The 15,915-nt window shown below is 68.5% G+C and carries 17 protein-coding genes; 10 read left to right on the top strand and 7 right to left on the bottom strand.

Annotation, left to right across the window (positions count from 1 at the left end; genetic code table 11):
* Positions 1–156: 156 nt before the first annotated feature.
* The 9 genes from ACSQ3Y_RS12285 (at position 157) to kdpE (ending at position 9,163) form a co-directional block, all read left to right on the top strand.
* Positions 157–771: an Lcl domain-containing protein gene (locus ACSQ3Y_RS12285; protein WP_436177444.1), complete on the top strand. Its 615-nt coding sequence runs from the start codon at positions 157–159 to the stop codon at positions 769–771.
* 121 nt (positions 772–892) lie between these two features.
* Entirely contained in the window at positions 893–1,015 is a 123-nt protein-coding gene (locus ACSQ3Y_RS12280) for a hypothetical protein (RefSeq protein ID WP_436177443.1), read from the top strand.
* A complete protein-coding gene (gene kdpF / locus ACSQ3Y_RS12275) occupies positions 1,012–1,110 on the top strand; it encodes a K(+)-transporting ATPase subunit F (RefSeq protein WP_057206008.1) in 99 nt (32 codons plus the stop codon). Before ACSQ3Y_RS12280 ends, kdpF begins: the two co-directional genes overlap by 4 nt.
* Positions 1,110–2,909 carry a potassium-transporting ATPase subunit KdpA gene (gene kdpA / locus ACSQ3Y_RS12270; RefSeq protein WP_436177442.1) on the top strand — a complete coding sequence of 600 codons (1,800 nt, stop codon included), beginning with the start codon at positions 1,110–1,112 and terminating at the stop codon, positions 2,907–2,909. Before kdpF ends, kdpA begins: the two co-directional genes overlap by 1 nt.
* A 47-nt stretch (positions 2,910–2,956) precedes the next feature.
* Positions 2,957–5,032, top strand: coding sequence for a potassium-transporting ATPase subunit KdpB (gene kdpB, locus ACSQ3Y_RS12265; protein ID WP_436177441.1), 2,076 nt, complete (start codon positions 2,957–2,959; stop codon positions 5,030–5,032).
* A 20-nt stretch (positions 5,033–5,052) separates the two neighbouring features.
* On the top strand, positions 5,053–5,625 hold the full coding sequence (gene kdpC / locus ACSQ3Y_RS12260; RefSeq protein WP_057206001.1) for a potassium-transporting ATPase subunit KdpC: 573 nt from the start codon (positions 5,053–5,055) through the stop codon (positions 5,623–5,625).
* A gap of 3 nt (positions 5,626–5,628) precedes the next feature.
* Entirely contained in the window at positions 5,629–5,763 is a 135-nt protein-coding gene (locus ACSQ3Y_RS12255) for a hypothetical protein (RefSeq protein ID WP_436177440.1), read from the top strand.
* Positions 5,763–8,477: a DUF4118 domain-containing protein gene (locus tag ACSQ3Y_RS12250; RefSeq protein ID WP_200961175.1), complete on the top strand. Its 2,715-nt coding sequence runs from the start codon at positions 5,763–5,765 to the stop codon at positions 8,475–8,477. The genes ACSQ3Y_RS12255 and ACSQ3Y_RS12250 overlap by 1 nt, the downstream gene beginning before the upstream one ends.
* Positions 8,465–9,163, top strand: coding sequence for a two-component system response regulator KdpE (gene kdpE / locus ACSQ3Y_RS12245; protein WP_057269486.1), 699 nt, complete (start codon positions 8,465–8,467; stop codon positions 9,161–9,163). Before ACSQ3Y_RS12250 ends, kdpE begins: the two co-directional genes overlap by 13 nt.
* A gap of 3 nt (positions 9,164–9,166) precedes the next feature.
* On the opposite strand, the gene ACSQ3Y_RS12240 is transcribed toward kdpE, so the two are convergent.
* The 4 genes from ACSQ3Y_RS12240 to ACSQ3Y_RS12225 are packed head-to-tail and all read right to left on the bottom strand — an operon-like array spanning position 9,167 to position 12,473.
* Positions 9,167–10,447, bottom strand: a complete 1,281-nt coding sequence (locus ACSQ3Y_RS12240) for a TRAP transporter large permease (protein ID WP_436177439.1) — start codon at positions 10,445–10,447, stop codon at positions 9,167–9,169.
* On the bottom strand, positions 10,444–11,019 hold the full coding sequence (locus tag ACSQ3Y_RS12235; protein ID WP_436177438.1) for a TRAP transporter small permease: 576 nt from the start codon (positions 11,017–11,019) through the stop codon (positions 10,444–10,446). Before ACSQ3Y_RS12235 ends, ACSQ3Y_RS12240 begins: the two co-directional genes overlap by 4 nt.
* Positions 11,020–11,049: 30 nt before the next feature.
* Positions 11,050–11,499: a type II 3-dehydroquinate dehydratase gene (locus tag ACSQ3Y_RS12230; protein ID WP_057205991.1), complete on the bottom strand. Its 450-nt coding sequence runs from the start codon at positions 11,497–11,499 to the stop codon at positions 11,050–11,052.
* 20 nt (positions 11,500–11,519) lie between these two features.
* A complete protein-coding gene (locus tag ACSQ3Y_RS12225) occupies positions 11,520–12,473 on the bottom strand; it encodes a TRAP transporter substrate-binding protein (protein WP_057205990.1) in 954 nt (317 codons plus the stop codon).
* A 216-nt stretch (positions 12,474–12,689) separates the two neighbouring features.
* On the opposite strand from ACSQ3Y_RS12225, the gene ACSQ3Y_RS12220 reads away from it, so the two are divergent.
* Entirely contained in the window at positions 12,690–13,472 is a 783-nt protein-coding gene (locus tag ACSQ3Y_RS12220) for an IclR family transcriptional regulator (protein WP_057205988.1), read from the top strand.
* Here the strand turns inward: ACSQ3Y_RS12220 and ACSQ3Y_RS12215 are convergent.
* Genes ACSQ3Y_RS12215 through ACSQ3Y_RS12205 form a run of 3 tightly spaced genes read right to left on the bottom strand, consistent with a single transcriptional unit; the run spans position 13,469 to position 15,883 of the window.
* A complete protein-coding gene (locus tag ACSQ3Y_RS12215; protein WP_436177437.1) occupies positions 13,469–14,047 on the bottom strand; it encodes a methylated-DNA--[protein]-cysteine S-methyltransferase in 579 nt (192 codons plus the stop codon). The genes ACSQ3Y_RS12220 and ACSQ3Y_RS12215 overlap by 4 nt on opposite strands.
* Positions 14,037–14,942: an SDR family oxidoreductase gene (locus ACSQ3Y_RS12210; protein ID WP_057205984.1), complete on the bottom strand. Its 906-nt coding sequence runs from the start codon at positions 14,940–14,942 to the stop codon at positions 14,037–14,039. Before ACSQ3Y_RS12210 ends, ACSQ3Y_RS12215 begins: the two co-directional genes overlap by 11 nt.
* The gene (locus ACSQ3Y_RS12205; protein ID WP_436177436.1) at positions 14,939–15,883 is read right to left on the bottom strand and encodes a glutathione S-transferase family protein; all 945 of its coding nucleotides are present in this window, start codon (positions 15,881–15,883) and stop codon (positions 14,939–14,941) included. Before ACSQ3Y_RS12205 ends, ACSQ3Y_RS12210 begins: the two co-directional genes overlap by 4 nt.
* Positions 15,884–15,915: the final 32 nt, after the last annotated feature.

The following is a 15,915-nucleotide window of genomic DNA, read 5'->3' as shown; positions in this document are numbered from 1 at the left end:
TCCTCGTCAGGGCATCCTGAAAAAACATGCGGTGCACCGCCATGCGGGCCCGCACGGCCCCCGGTCCATGTTCCGGGTGGCGCGCGATGCACTTTAGCACCCCGCACCCAGGGCGGCCATGCATACTGCACGCACTCCCATGCGAACATCGCCTGTATGACGCACATCCCCAACACACGGACGGGCCGCACCGCATCGCTGGTGCTGGCCTGCCTCATCGCCCCCCTGCCCAGCCTGGCGCAGGCACCGAACCCCGAGCCTGCTGCCGCCCTGGTGCTCTCGGCCGATGGCAGCCTCGTGATCGACACGCGCGCCAGGCTGGCCTGGCCGCGCTGCGTCGAGGGCATGCAGTGGACCGGCACCACCTGCACGGGCACGCCGCTGGAGATCGACCATGCCCAGGCCCTGGCCCATGCCCAGGCGCGCTGGAAGGCCGAGGGCCTGCCCTGGCGCCTGCCGCGCGCCGCCGAGCTGCGCCGGCTGGTGGACAAGTCGGCGCGCACGCCCGGGCTCGATGCACGGCTGTTCCCGGCCGCGCCCTCGGGCTGGTACTGGGCGGTCAACGCCAACGTCAAGGGGGGCCTGGCGGGCAACCAGTACAACTATGGCAACGTGGAAAAGGCCCAGCGCCAGGGCCAGGGCGGCGACAGCCTGGACACCACGCGCGTGAACCAGCGCTTTGCCGTGGACCTGGCGACCGGCGACATCCGCAGCGACGCCGCCAAGTTCAGCAAACTCCACATCCGCCTGGTGCGCACGCACACCGACTGACGGCACGGCGGGCACCGCCCGGCGCCACGCCGAGCCTTCTCTTTACGCTTTTTTTACGGCACGGCCCGCAGTCTGTGCCCTGTTTTTACGCGCGGATCCCGAGACTTCTCCCATCGCCCAAATGGAGAAGCAAACCATGGATTTCGTCTATATCGCGGCGGCCGCCGGCCTGTGGGGCCTGGTCCTGCTGCTCGTGCGCGGCTGCAGCCGCCTGGAACAAAAACCCGCAGGAGAGCGCGCATGATCGCCGTTGAACTGCTCTATGGGCTCAGCGGCCTGATCGCGGTGCTGCTGCTCGCGTACCTGGTGTACGCCCTGATCTGCGCGGAGCAATTTTGATGACCGCCGCTGCCTGGGCCCTGCTGGGCTCTTTTCTCGTACTGCTGGTGCTCATGGCCTGGCCGCTGGGCCGCTGGGTGGCCGTGCTCGCCACCGGCACGCCCCCGGCCTGGATGCAAAAGGCCGAATCCGGCCTGTACCGCCTGGCAGGTGTGGACCCGCAGCAAGGCATGGGCTGGTCGCGCTATGCCCTGTGCCTGATGGTGTTCAATGGTACCGGCCTCCTCTTCGTTTACACCGTGCAGCGCCTGCAGGGCCTGCTGCCCCTGAACCCGCAGGCCATGCCCGCCGTGTCGGCCGATTCGTCGTTCAACACCGCGATCAGCTTCGTATCCAACACCAACTGGCAGGGCTACGGGGGTGAAGCCACCATGAGCTACCTCACCCAGATGGTGGCGCTGGCCGGCCAGAACTTCTTCTCGGCCGCCACCGGCATCGCAGTGGCGTTCGCGCTGATCCGGGGCTTTACCGCCCGCTCCAGCGCCGTGCTGGGCAATTTCTGGGTGGACATCACGCGCATCACCGTGTGGCTGCTGCTGCCGCTGTCACTGGTGCTGGCGCTGTTCCTGGCTGGCAGCGGCGTGGTGCAGAACTTCAATGCCTACACCGACGTGGCCACCCTCGAATCCACCAGCTACCAGCAGCCGGCCGTGGACGGCCAGGGTGCTCCGCTGCTCGACGCGCAGGGCCAGCCCATCCTGCAGGCACTGACCACCCCCACCCAGACCCTGGCCATGGGCCCGGTAGCTTCGCAGGAGGCCATCAAGATGCTGGGCACCAACGGTGGCGGCTTCTTCAACGCCAACTCGGCCCACCCGTTCGAGAACCCCACGGCCTGGACCAACCTGGCGCAGATGCTGGCCATCTTTCTGATCCCGGCCGCGCTGTGCTTCGCCTTTGGCCGCAGCGTGGGCGACCAGCGCCAGGGCCTGGCGGTGCTGGCGGCCATGACCGTGCTGTTCGTGGCGGCGGTGCTGGCCATCCTGCCGGCAGAGCAGGCGGGCAACCCGCTGTTCGCACCGCTGGGCGTGGACCAGGTGGCCAGCGTGGCGCAGGCCGGCGGCAACATGGAAGGCAAGGAGACACGCTTTGGCATCACCGCCTCGGGCCTGTTCGCCGTGGTCACGACAGCCGCTTCGTGCGGTGCCGTGGTCGCCATGCATGACTCCCTCACACCGCTGGGCGGCATGGTCCCGATGGTGCTGATGCAACTGGGTGAGGTGGTGTTCGGCGGTGTGGGCTCGGGCCTGTACGGCATGCTGGTGTTCGCCATCCTGGCGGTGTTCATCGCCGGGCTGATGATAGGCCGCACGCCCGAGTACCTGGGCAAGAAGATCGAGGCGCACGAGATGAAGCTGGCCTCGCTGGCCATCCTGGCGACCCCGCTGCTGGTGCTGCTGGGCACGGCCATCGCGGTGTCCACCACCTCCGGCACCGCCGGCATGGTGCAGGCCGGCCCGCACGGCTTCAGCGAGGTGCTGTATGCGCTGAGCTCGGCCGCCAACAACAACGGCAGCGCCTTCGCGGGCCTGTCGGCCAACACGCCGTTCTACAACGTGCTGCTGGGCGTGGCCATGTGGCTGGGCCGGTTCGCGGTGATCGTGCCGGTGCTGGCGATTGCCGGCGCCCTGGCGCGCAAGAAGCGCCTGCCGGTGACGGCAGGCACCATGCCCACCCACGGCCCGCTGTTCGTGGTGCTGCTGATCGGCACCGTGCTGCTGGTGGGCCTGCTCAACTATGTGCCGGCATTGGCCCTGGGGCCCGTGGTCGAGCACCTGATGCTGGGAGTGGCCCCATGAACGCCCCGCGCAACCCCGCCCCTTCCACCCCCATTGGTACCCCTGCCATGCAAGCAACCCCTGCCCTGGCCTTGATGGACAAGGCCCTCGTGCTGCCCGCCCTGCGTGCCGCCTTCACCAAGCTCAACCCGCGCGTGCAATGGCGCAACCCGGTGATGTTCGTGGTCTACATCGGCAGCATCCTGACCACGCTGCTGTGGCTCAACGCCCTGGGTGGCCAGGGTGACCAGGGCGCCGGCTTCGTGCTCGCGGTGGCCGTGTGGCTGTGGTTCACCGTGCTCTTCGCCAACTTCGCCGAGGCCCTGGCCGAAGGTCGCAGCAAGGCCCAGGCCGCGTCGCTGCGCACGCTCAAGAAAAGCAACTGGGCCAAGAAGCTCAAGGAACCCCGCCACGGCGGCACCTGGCTGCCCGAGCAGGCCGAGAACCTGCGCAAGGGCGACGTGGTGCTGGTCGAGGCCGGCGACATGGTGCCCATGGACGGCGAGGTCATCGAAGGCGTGGCCTCGGTGGACGAATCGGCCATCACCGGCGAGTCGGCTCCCGTGGTGCGCGAATCGGGCGGCGACTTCTCCTCGGTCACCGGCGGCACGCGCGTGCTGTCGGACTGGCTGGTGGTGCGCGTGGCCGTGAACCCCGGGGATTCGTTCCTGGACCGCATGATCAGCATGGTCGAGGGCGCCAAGCGCCAGAAGACGCCCAACGAGATTGCGCTCAACATCCTGCTGGTGGCGCTGACCATCGTTTTCCTGGTGGTCACGGTCACCCTGCTGCCCTACTCGCTCTACAGCGTGAAGGCCGCCCAGGCCGGCACCGTGGTGAGCCTCACGGCCCTGGTGTCGCTGCTGGTGTGCCTGATCCCGACCACCATCGGCGGCCTGCTGTCGGCCGTGGGCGTGGCCGGCATGAGCCGCATGATGCAGGCCAACGTGATCGCCACTTCGGGCCGCGCCGTGGAGGCCGCGGGCGACGTGGACGTGCTGCTGCTGGACAAGACCGGCACCATCACCCACGGCAACCGCCAGGCCAGCGCCCTGCTGCCCGCACCGGGCGTCACGCAGGCCCAGCTGGGCACCTGCGCGGCCCAGGCATCCGCCGCTGACGAAACGCCCGAGGGCCGCAGCATCGTGGCGCTGGTGCAGGCCAGCGGCACGGTGGATGCGCCGGCCGGCAGTGTCACCCCGGTTGCCTTCACGGCCCAGACGCGCATGAGCGGGGTGGACATCGCCCAGGTGGACGGCAGCGTGCGCCAGCTGCGCAAGGGCGCGGTGGACGCCGTGCGCCGCCATGTGGAGGCCCTGGGCGCCCACATGCCCGCCGAGGTGCTGCGCGCCGCCGACGAGGTGGCACGCCGCGGCAGCACGCCGCTGGCCGTGGCCGACGGCAGCCGGGTGCTGGGCGTGGTGGAACTCAAGGACATCGTCAAGACCGGCATCCGCGAGCGCTTTGCGCAGCTGCGCCGCATGGGCATCAAGACCGTGATGGTGACCGGCGACAACAAGCTCACGGCCGCCGCCATTGCCGCCGAGGCCGGCGTGGACGACTTCCTCGCCGAGGCCACGCCCGAGGCCAAGCTGGCGCTGATCCGCCAGTACCAGGCCGAAGGCCGGCTGGTGGCCATGACCGGCGACGGCACCAACGACGCACCCGCCCTGGCCCAGGCCGACGTGGCCGTGGCCATGGGCTCGGGCACGCAGGCCGCGAAGGAGGCCGGCAACATGGTGGACCTGGACTCCAACCCCACCAAGCTCTTGGAAGTGGTGGAGACCGGCAAGGCACTGCTCATGACGCGCGGCTCGCTCACCACCTTCTCCATCGCCAACGACGTGGCCAAGTACTTCGCCATCATCCCGGCGATCTTCGTGAGCACCTACCCACAACTGGCGGCGCTCAACGTGATGCAGCTGACCAGCCCGCAGTCGGCCATCCTGGCCGCCGTGATCTTCAACGCCCTGGTCATCGTGTTTCTGATTCCGCTGGCGCTCAAGGGTGTGCGCTACCGCGCCGTGGGGGCCGCTGCCTTGCTGCGCCGCAACCTGGCCATCTACGGGCTGGGCGGGCTCATCGTGCCCTTCATCGGCATCAAGGCCATCGACCTGCTGCTCTCGGCCATGGGCCTGGTCTGAACACCCAAGGACATTTCTCCATGAACAATATTCTTCGCCCCACTCTGGTCCTGTTCGCCGCGCTCACGCTGGCGACGGGCGTGATCTACCCGATGGTCGTCACCGGCATTGCGCAAGCCGCCTTCCCGCACCAGGCCAATGGCAGCCTGGTAGTGAAAAATGGCGCGGCCGTGGGTTCCGAGCTCATCGGCCAGAACTTCACCGCACCCGGGCATTTCTGGGGCCGGCCCTCGGCCACCGCGCCCATGCCCTACAACGCCAGTGCCTCGGGTGGCTCCAACCAGGGGCCGCTGAACCCGGCGCTCAAGGACGCCGTCAGCGCCCGCATCGCCGCCCTGCGCGAAGCCGACCCCGGCAACACCGCGCCGGTGCCCGTGGACCTGGTCACCGCCTCGGCCAGCGGGCTCGATCCTCACATCAGCCCCGCCGCCGCACGCTACCAGGTGGCACGCGTGGCTACGGCCAAGGGCGTGAGCGCCGACAAGGTGGCGGCCCTCGTGGAATCACAGGTAGAGCTACCATGGCTGGGTTTCGTGGGCGAAGCGCGCATCAACGTGCTGCAGTTGAACCTGGCGCTGGACGCATTGCGCTGAGCCATGGCAGGCAATGATGTGCTCGCTGCGCTGTGCGCAGTGGCCGTGCTGCTGGTCCCGCTGGCGCTGGCCTGGCTGCTGGTGGCACGCCGGCCACGCGGCAGGCGGCCGCCCACAAACACATCCCAGGAACCTTGATGGCCTTGCACAGCGACAGCCGACCCGACCCCGACGAACTCCTGGAAAGTATCCAGCGCGACGCCCAGCAGGCGGCGAGCGGCCGGCTGCGCGTGTACTTTGGCGCCAATGCCGGCGTGGGCAAGACCTACGCCATGCTCAGCGCCGCCCAGCGCGCCCACCGCGCAGGCACCCAGGTGCTCGCCGGTGTGGTGGAAACGCATGGCCGCAGCGAGACAGCCGAGCTGCTCCAAGGCCTGCCGCGCCTGCCACCGCGCGAAGTGCCGTACCGGGACCGCACCCTGCCCGAGTTCGACCTGGATGCCGCGCTGGCAGCAAAGCCTGCGGTGCTGCTGGTGGACGAACTCGCCCACTCCAATGTGGAAGGCTCACGCCACCCCAAGCGCTGGCAGGACGTGCGCGAGCTGCTGGACGCCGGCATCGACGTCTGGACCACGCTCAACGTGCAGCACCTCGAAAGCCTGAACGGCGTGGTGGGCGCCATCACCGGCATCCGCGTGCACGAGACCGTGCCCGACACCGTGCTCGACAGCGCCGACGAGGTGGTGCTGGTGGACGTGACGCCCGACGAGCTGCTGCTGCGCCTGAAGGCCGGCAAGGTCTACCTGGCGCCCCAGGCTGAGCGCGCGGCGCAGAACTTCTTTCGCAAGGGCAACCTGATCGCGCTGCGCGAGATGGCGCTGCGGCGCACGGCCGAGCATGTCGAGGACGATGTGCGCAGCTACCGCATCGAGCAGTCCATCACCCCGGCATGGAACACCGATGGCGCCATCCTCGCCTGCATCGGTCCGCAGGCGGGCGCCGAGCAGACGGTGCGCACGGCCGCGCGGCTGGCGGGCCAGCTCAACGTGCGCTGGCATGCGGCCTATGTGGAAACGCCGCGCCTGCAGCGCCTGGCTGCGGCCGAGCGCGACCGCATCCTGGCCGTGCTGCAGCTCGCAGGCGACCTGGGCGCGCAGACCGCCGTGCTCACCGGGCATGACCTGCCCGCAGCCCTGGTGGCGCATGCCCAGGCGCTCAACTGCGCGACCCTGATCGTGGGCCGCCGCGCCGAAGCGCGCCGCCGCTGGCCGTGGCAGGTGGGCATGACCCAGAAGCTGGCCACCCTGGCGCCGGCCCTGGACGTGATGGAGGTGGGCCACACCCCGAGCACCCGGCGCCTTGCCCAGACCCTGCGCCAGGCAGACGGCGAAGAGCCTGACGCCGGCCTGCAGCCAGGCTGGCGACGCTATGCCTGGGCCGTGGCCGCCAGTGTGATGGCCACGGCACTGGCAGCGCCTTTGCATGGCTATTTCGAGCTGGCCAACATCGTCATGCTGTTCCTCATGGGGGTGGTGCTGGTCGCCGTGCGCCAGGGGCGCGGGCCGGCCGCACTCTCGGCCGTGCTCAACGTGGCGGCGTTCGACCTGTTCTTCGTGCCGCCGCGGTTTTCGTTCGCCGTGAGCGATGTGCAGTATTTCTTCACCTTCGCCGTCATGCTGGCCGTGGGCCTGCTCATCGGGCAGCTCACGGCGGGGCTGCGCTTCCAGGCGCGCATCGCGGCCAGCCGCGAGCAGCGTGCGCAATCGCTGTTTGAGCTCACGCGCGACCTGTCGGCCGCGCTCATGGCCTCGCAGGTGGTGGAGCTGGGCCGCACCGCCACCGAACGCAACTTCGGCGGTCAGGCCGTGGTGCTGCCCACCGATGCACGCGACCAGTTGGTGCTGCCCGACCCCGCGCCCGAAGGCTTCGATGCCTCCGTCGCGGACTGGTGCATGCGCAATGCCCAGCCCGCGGGCCTGGCCACGACCACGCTGGCCGCGCACAGCTGGCACTACGTTCCGCTGCAGGCACCGATGCGCGTGCGCGGCGTGCTGGCGCTCCAACCCGCCCAGCCGCGCTGGCTGCTGATCCCCGAACAGGCCAAGCAGCTCGATACCCTGGCGCGCCAGATCGCGATTGCGCTGGAGCGCGTGCACTACGTGGAGGTGGCGCAGGGCGCCGTGGTGGAGATGGAGTCCGAGCGGCTGCGCAATGCCCTGCTCGCGGCGATATCGCACGACGTGCGCACGCCGTTGACCAGCCTGATCGGCCTGGCCGAGTCGCTGCGCGACGCCATGCCGCCCCTGCCCGCGCACCAGGCCAGCGCCGCCGCCGCCATGGTGGCGCAGTCGCGCGAGCTCAACACCCTGGTCAACAACCTCCTGGAGATGGCACGCCTGCAAAGCGGTGCCGTGCACCTGCGCATGGACTGGCAGTCCACGGAAGAAGTGGTGGGCAGCGCCATCCGTGCCTCCGGCCCGGCCCTCGCAGGGCGCGAGGTGCAGGCACGCATCCCGGCCGACCTGCCCCTGGTGGAGTTCGACGCCGTGCTGATCGAGCGCGTGCTCGTGAACCTGCTGGAGAACGCGGCCAAATACGGTGCCCCACCCATCAGCGTACAGGCCCATGCGCAACCCGAGGCCCTGGTGCTGAGCGTGCGCGACCACGGCCCCGGCCTGCCGCAGGGCATGCAGGGCGATGCCGCCCTGCTGTTCGAGAAGTTCACGCGCGGGCAGGCCGAATCGGCCACGCCGGGCGTGGGCCTGGGCCTGGCCATCTGCAAGGCCATCGTGGATGCCCACCAGGGCCAGATCGAAGCCCGCAATGCCGATGGCGGTGGGGCAGAATTCATGCTGCGCCTGCCCCGCAGGCCTCCTCCACCCCTGAAAGAAGCCCCCGCATGGCCAGCCTAGCCCCCGTTGCCGTCGTGATCGAAGACGAGCCCCAGATCCGCCGCTTCGTGCGCGGTGCGCTCGAAGCCGAGGGCTGGCAGGTGCACGAGGCCGACACCCTGCAGCGCGGCCTGACCGAGGCCGGCACGCGCAAGCCCGACCTGCTGGTGCTGGACCTGGGCCTGCCGGACGGCGACGGCCTCACGCTGATCCGCGACGTCCGCCAGTGGTCCACCGTGGCGGTGATCGTGCTGTCGGCGCGCATCGACGAGGCCGACAAGATCGCCGCGCTGGACGCCGGTGCCGACGACTACCTGACTAAGCCCTTCGGCGTGGGCGAGCTCATGGCGCGCGTGCGCGCCAACCTGCGCCGGCCACGCGCCACGGGGACGTCCGAAGAGGAGGACACCACCTTCAGCTTCGGCGAGGTGGCCGTGGACCGCAAGGCGCGCCTGGTACGGCGTGCCGGGCAGGAGGTACACCTCACGCCCATCGAGTACCGGCTGCTGTCGGTGCTGGTGGCCAACGCCGGGCGCGTGCTCACCCACCGCCAGTTGCTGCGCGAGGTGTGGGGCCCTTCGCACACCGAGCAGAGCCACTACCTGCGCATCTACATGGGCCACCTGCGCCAGAAGCTCGAACCCGACCCGGCCCAGCCGCGCCACCTGCTGACGGAAACTGCGGTGGGTTACCGACTGATGCCATGAACCTCATCCGTGGAAGAGCTTGGCCGGCCAGGTCACCAACCACGGGAACAGCACCATCATGAACATGATGGCGAACTCCGCGATCATGAAGGGCACCACGCCCTTGGTCACGTCGTCCATCGACATCCTGCCCACCCCCGCGACCACGTTGAGCACCGTGCCCACGGGCGGCGTCACGAGGCCGATGGAGTTGTTGATGATGAACATCACGCCGAAGTAGACCGGGTCGATCCCCGCCGCATTCACCACCGGCATCAGCACGGGGGTGAGGATCAGGATGGTGGGCGTCATGTCCATCGCGGTCCCCACCGCCATCACCAGCACCATGATGGCCGCCATCAGCAAAATCTTGTTGTCCATGAAGGGCTGCAGCAGCCCCACCACCTTGGACGGCAGGTCGGCCACGGTGATGAGCCAGGCGCTCACCATGGCGGCCGCGATCAGGAACATCACGATGGCGCTGGTCTTGGCCGCAGCGACGAAGATGCCGTACAGGTCGCGCCAGCTTATCTCGCGGTAGATCACCGCCGAGACGAAGAGCGCGTACACCGCCGCCACCACGGCCGCCTCGGTGGGCGTGAACACCCCCATGCGCAGGCCCACGAGGATGATCACCGGCAGCATCAACGCCCAGAGGGCCTTGCGCAGGGCCGTGAGGATCTCTGCGGCCGACTTGCGCGGCGGCGGCACGATCTTCTCGCGCCGCACCAGGAAGGCCCAGGTCAGCCACAGCGCGGCACCGATCAGGATGCCCGGCACGATGGCCGCCAGGAACAGCTTGGAGATCGACACATTGGCCGCCACCCCGAAGATCACCAGGCCGATGCTCGGCGGGATCACCGGGCCGATGACGCCGGTGGCCGCGATCAGCCCGCCGGCACGCGACTTGTCGTGGCCGGCCTTGACCATCATGGGCAAGAGCAGCGCCGTGAGCGCGGCGGCATCGGCCACGGCCGAGCCCGACAGGGCCGACAGCAGGCAGCCGGCCATGATGGTCACGTAGCCCAGGCCGCCCTTGACGTGGCCCACCAGGGCCAGCGCGAAGTCCACGATGCGGCGCGACAGGCCGCCCACGTTCATGATCTCGCCCGCCAGCATGAAGAAGGGCACGGCCAGCAGCGGAAAGCTGTCGGCCCCGCCGATCAGGTTCTGCGCCAGAATCTGCGCGTCGAACAGGTCCAGGTGCCACATCAGCGCCACGCCGCTGGCCAGCAGCGAGAACGCGATCGGGATGCCCATGGCCATGGCCAGCAGCAGCGATCCGACAAAGACGAAGATGGTCATCGCGCGCCCTCCTTGCCGCGCGGCGCATCGGTCCCCGCAGAGCCCAGGATCTGCTGCAGCTGCACGGCTTCTTCGGACTCCTGCACCATGACCAGGTCCTCGTCGGCGATCTGGCCGCTGAGCAACCTGTACAGGTCGATGGCGAGGATCAGCGCCGCGCACACCGCGAACACCAGGCCCGCGCTGTAGACGATCGCCATGGACGCGCCCGTGGTCGGAGCCGTCACGTCCCAGTTGATGCGCGCCTGCGCCAGGCTGCCCTGGAACAGCAGCCAGACGATGTAGAGCATCACCATGCGGCCCAGCGCCAGGCAGATCTTCTTGCCCAGCGCGGGCAGGCGCTGCACCACCATGTCCACCCCCAGGTGGCCATGCTCGCGCAGTGCGACGATGGCCCCGAGGAAGGTCATCCAGATGAAAAGCCAGCGCGACACTTCTTCCGACACGGTGATGCCGGAGTTGAAGCCATAGCGCAGCACCACGTTGCCGAACACCAGCACCACCATCAGCGCCAGCATGGCGGCAATCACCGCCTCCAGCACGCGGCAGGCGCGGTCCATCCATCGATTCATGTTGTATTTCCTGTGATGGCGGAACGGGACTCAGGCCGTCTGGGCGGCTTCGCGCAGGCTTTCCACCAGCGAGCGCAGCGCTGCCAGGTAGGAATGCGGGCCAAAGCCCTGCACCGTGGCCTTGACCGCTGGCGAGATGATCGAATGCGCGCGCCAGGCCTCGCGCGCGGCGATGTTGGACATGTGCACCTCGATCACCGGGAAGGGCATGGCCTTGATCGCGTCGTGCAGCGGCACACCATGCTGTGTGAGGCCCGCAGGGTTCACGAGCGCGCCCTGCGCCGCGTCGATGTGCTCGTGCAGGAAGTCGATCAACGCGCCTTCGTGGTTGGACTGCAGGATGTCGAGTTCCACGCCGAGCTCGGTTGCGAGCGTCTGCAGGCGCTCGTTGATCTGCGCCAGCGTGGTGGTGCCGTAGATGTGGGGTTCGCGGCGCCCGAACAGGTTCAGGTTGGGGCCGTGGAGGACGAGGATTTTCATGGGTGTTCGCGCCGAATGTCTTACTTGCGGATGCGGGCCAGTTCGTCGTTGTAGAGCTTCACGATGGCCGGGTCGTAGGTGGCCGCGAACTTCTCGATCACCGGCTTGGCGATCTGCTGCATGCGCGCCAGTTCGGCGGGTGCGATCTCGTTGTAGGCCATGCCCTTGGCCTGCAGGTCGCCCACCGACTTCTGGGCCGCGGCGCGGCTCACCTGGCGCTGGTAGCCGCGCGCCTCGTTGGCGGCGTCGTTCATCATCTTCTGTTCGGCGGGCGTGAGCTGGTCCCAGAACTTCTTGCTCACCAGCACGATGTTGGCGGCATAGACGTGGTTGGTGGCGCTCACGTACTTCTGCACCTCGAACATCTTGTTCGACAGGATCACCGCATAGGGGTTCTCCTGGCCATCGACCGCCTTGGCTTCCAGCGCGCCATAGAGCTCGGCAAACGGCATGGGCACGGGGTTGGCCTTGAAGGCCTTGAAGGTCTCCAGGAACACGGGGTTGGGGATCACGCGCAATTTGAGGCCGTCGAAGTCATCTGCCTTGGTGATGGCACGCTTGCTGTTGGTCACGTTGCGAAAGCCCAGGTCCCAGTAACCCAGGGCGACCAGGCCCTTTTCGGGCAGCTTGGCGATCAGCGCCTGGCCCAGTGGGCCGTCGAGCAGCGCATCGGCCTGGGCGAAGCTGGCCACGGCGAACGGAAAGTCCACCAGCCCGAATTCCTTGACGATGCCGGCCAGCGAGGTGGTGGCCGGTGCCGACATCTGCTGCACGCCGCCCTGCAGGGCCGACTGCTGCTGCATCTCGTTGCCCAGTTGCGAAGCCGGGAACTCCATGACCTTCATCTTGCCGCCGCTCTTGGCGGCCAGCAGCTCGCCAAAGCGCTTGACGCCAAAGCTCACGGGATGGTCGGCGTTGTTCAGGTGGCCGAAGCGGATCACGCGCTCCTGCTGAGCGGCGGCGGGCAGCGCCATCAACAGGGACAGGCCGGCGGCCGCCAGGATGCAAGCAGTTTTTTTCACGGGACATCTCCATCAAAAGTCGAACCAGGGACATGCAGCCGGAAGACCGGTTGCGCCATGGGGATTGATGGTAGTTAAAAAGTGGAAACACTTTCCATAGTAGAAACCCTTTAACAATTTTTGGTACATTGACGACAGTACAAAGACGATCACCGAAAGAGACCCGCCATGAGCAGCATCCTCGAGCGCAGTTTCAAAGTCCTGGAGCACCTGGCCCCGCACCCCGAGGGCAAGGCCCTGTCGAGCCTGGCCTCGGAGCTCGACATGCCGCTGAGCGCCACCCACCGCCTGCTGGCCGAGCTGGTGCGCTGTGGCTATGTGCGCCAGGACCACAGCCAGGGCAACTACATGCTGACCATCAAGCTGGTGTCGCTGGGCCTGGGCTTTCTGAGCGCCACGGGCGTGGTGGACATCGCCCAGCCGCTGCTGGACCGGCTGGCCGCCGAATCCGGGGAGCTGGTGCGCCTGGCGGTGGTCGATGGGGACGAACTGACCTTCGTGGCCAAGGCGCAGGGGGCCATGCGCGGCCTGCGCTACGACCCGGACATGGGCCTGTCGGTCAACCTCTCATGCAGCTCGGCCGGCCATGCCTGGCTGTCCACCATGAGCGACGAGGAGGCGCTGGCCCTGGTTGCGCGCCAGGGCTTTGGCCAGCCCGAGGACTATGGCCCGAACGCGCCCACCACGGTGAAGGCGCTGCTGGCCTACCTGCGCACGGCGCGCCAGCAGGGTTTCAGCACCATCGTGGAGGTGTTCGCGCCGGCCATGACGGCCATGGCCGCGCCCATCCGCCGGGGCAACGGCACGGTGATCGGGGTGGTGACGATTGCCGGCCCGCTGGTGCGCCTGACGCCTGAGCGCATGCAGGCCCTGGGCCCGGCCCTCTTGAACACCACGCACGAGCTGGCCATGGCGAGCGGCGGGTCGGCTCTGTTGAAGAAACGGGGTTAGTGGCGCGGCGCGAACAAAGCCAGCGTGTCGTGGGCAAACGCGCCCTCGATCTCCAGCATGCGCATCTTGGTGGCGGCACCCCCGCCAGCCGAGAAGCCGCCGGTCTTGCCGCCTGCGGCGAGGATGCGGTGGCAGGGCACCACCGGCGCAAACGGGTTGTGGCCCAGCGCCTGGCCCACGGCGCGTGCGGCGCCGGGTTCGCCGAGCGCGGCGGCCATTTCGCCATAGGTCATGGTCTTGCCGGGCGGTATGCGCCGGGCCAGTTCGTACACGCGCGCATTGAAGGGCGGTACGCCCTCGGTGGCCAAGGGCACGTCGAGCAGATCGTCGTGCGCGCCTGCGAGCAAAGCCACCACGCGGGCCGCCCAGGTGGCCACTTCGGGTGGCATGGCCGACTCGGGCGCGCCCGGAAAGCGCCGCTGCATGCGCGCACGGGTGTGCGCCTCGCCCGCGTCCTCGGGCAGTTGCACACCGACCAGCAGGGGGCCATTCCAGGCCAGGCCGCAGTGCCCCACCGCCGTGGCAAACAGCGCGAAGCCCTGGGCCACTGCAGGCCCGCGTTTTTCAGTCTGCACGCAAGGCGGCCTTGAGTTGCTCGCCGATCTCGGGCTTGCCCGCGAAGGGATCGGTGGGGTTGCGCCCCAGCATGATGTCTTCCATGCGCGTCTGCACCGAGGCAATCGCCTTGGGGTGGCTGTAGATGTAGAACTGGCCGGCCGCAGCCGCGTCGAACACCTTTTGCGCCACTTCGGCCGCCGTCACCTTGCCGCTGCCCACGGCCTTGTCGCTCATGGCCTGGCCAATGAGCTGGCTGCGGGTGGGCTTGCCGGCCGGCAGTTCGCCGGGGCGGTTGCGGTGGCTCTGGGCGATGCCGGTGGGCACGAAGAAGGGGCACAGCACGCTGGCGCTGACCTGGTCGGTCACCAGGGCCAGGTCCTGGTACAGGGTTTCGGACAGGCTCACCACCGCGTGCTTGCTCACGTTGTAGATGCCCATATTGGGCGCATCGAGCAGGCCGGCCATGCTGGCCGTGTTGACGATGTGGCCGCGCCAGGCCGGGTCTTTCTTGGCGGCGGCGAGCATCATGGGGGTGAACAGGCGCACACCGTGCACCACACCCCAGAGGTTCACGCCCAGCACCCATTCCCAGTCCTTCAGGGAGTTCTCCCACACCAGACCGCCCGCGCCCACGCCGGCGTTGTTGAAAACCAGGTGCGGCGCGCCGAAGCGCTGCTCCACATCCACCGCCAGTTGCTCCATCTGCGCGGCGTCGGACACGTCCACCTTGCGCGCCAGCACCTGGGCTCCAGCATCTTGCGCCTCGGCAGAGGCTGCGTCGAGGGCGTCCTGCTGCACGTCCACCAGCACCAAATTCATGCCCAGGCGCGCGCCGATGCGCGCGCATTCGAGGCCGAAGCCCGAGCCCGCGCCGGTGAGAACGGCCGTCTTGCCTTTGAAGTCGTCGATCATGTGGGTTTCTCGGCCTTTCGCAATGTGTAGCCAATCCGGGGGAAGTGCACGTGCAGCGTGCCGGCACGCGGGTCGGTGCGGCGCAGGGTGTAGCGGGTGCGGGTGGCGGCGATCAGCTCGCCCTCCGTGGGTTCGGTGCCGAAGCTCTCGGCGGCAATCGTCACCAGGTTGCCCAGGGCAATGCCGTGGTCGTCCTGGAACAGGTCGTCGGCCAGCGGCAGTGGGTGCAGCCCCGCAGCCACGGTGATGGCGTCTTCGGAGTTCAGCTTTTCCATGCGGCCGTGGCCCAGCGCCGCCACGCGGTCCATCCATTCGAGCACGGCGGGCGTGGCGCTGAAGATGTCAGCCATCACCGGCACGCACTGGCGCGTGAACCACAGCGGGTGGTAGGCGGCAAAGTCGGCCAGGCAAGGCTCGGCGCCGAACAGAAAGTCATGCTCTTCGGCCATGTGCGCGATGCGGCGCAGGTACGAGCGGTAGGCCCCCGTGGCATCGGCCGGTCGCAGGCGCTGCATGCCGGCGCTCATCTCGCGGCGGTCCTCGCCAAAGGCCTGCGCTGCGGCAGGGGGCAGGTTGGCGAACATGGCCGACGCGCCCTTGGGCTGCAGGTTGTAGGCCATGGCGGCCCAGAACAGCGTGGTGTCGGCCCACTGCGCGAACACGCGCGCCACGCCCTTGAGGTGCGGCGGGTAGAGCACCGGCTCGGGCTGCACATGCTCGAGCACGTCGCAGATCAGGGCCGAGTCGCAGTAGATGTCGGCGCCGATCTGCAGGAACGGCGTCTTGCGGTAGCCGCCCGTGAGGGCCACCACGTCGGGCTTGGGCGCGATGCTGGGAATGATCACGGACTTCCAGGCCAGCTGCTTGTAGCCCAGAGCCAGACGGATCTTTTCCGAGAAGGGGGACGATGGGTAATGGTGCAGGATAAGGGGCGTGGTCATCGGGGGTTCTCCAGCAATGCAAGGGTTGTTTG

Origin of the sequence: Acidovorax sp. LjRoot66 (assembly GCF_964253305.1) — a bacterium.
GTDB lineage: Bacteria > Pseudomonadota > Gammaproteobacteria > Burkholderiales > Burkholderiaceae_C > Acidovorax.
The sequence above is the reverse complement of the archived record's forward strand: the minus strand, read 5'-3'. Positions and strand labels throughout refer to the sequence as shown.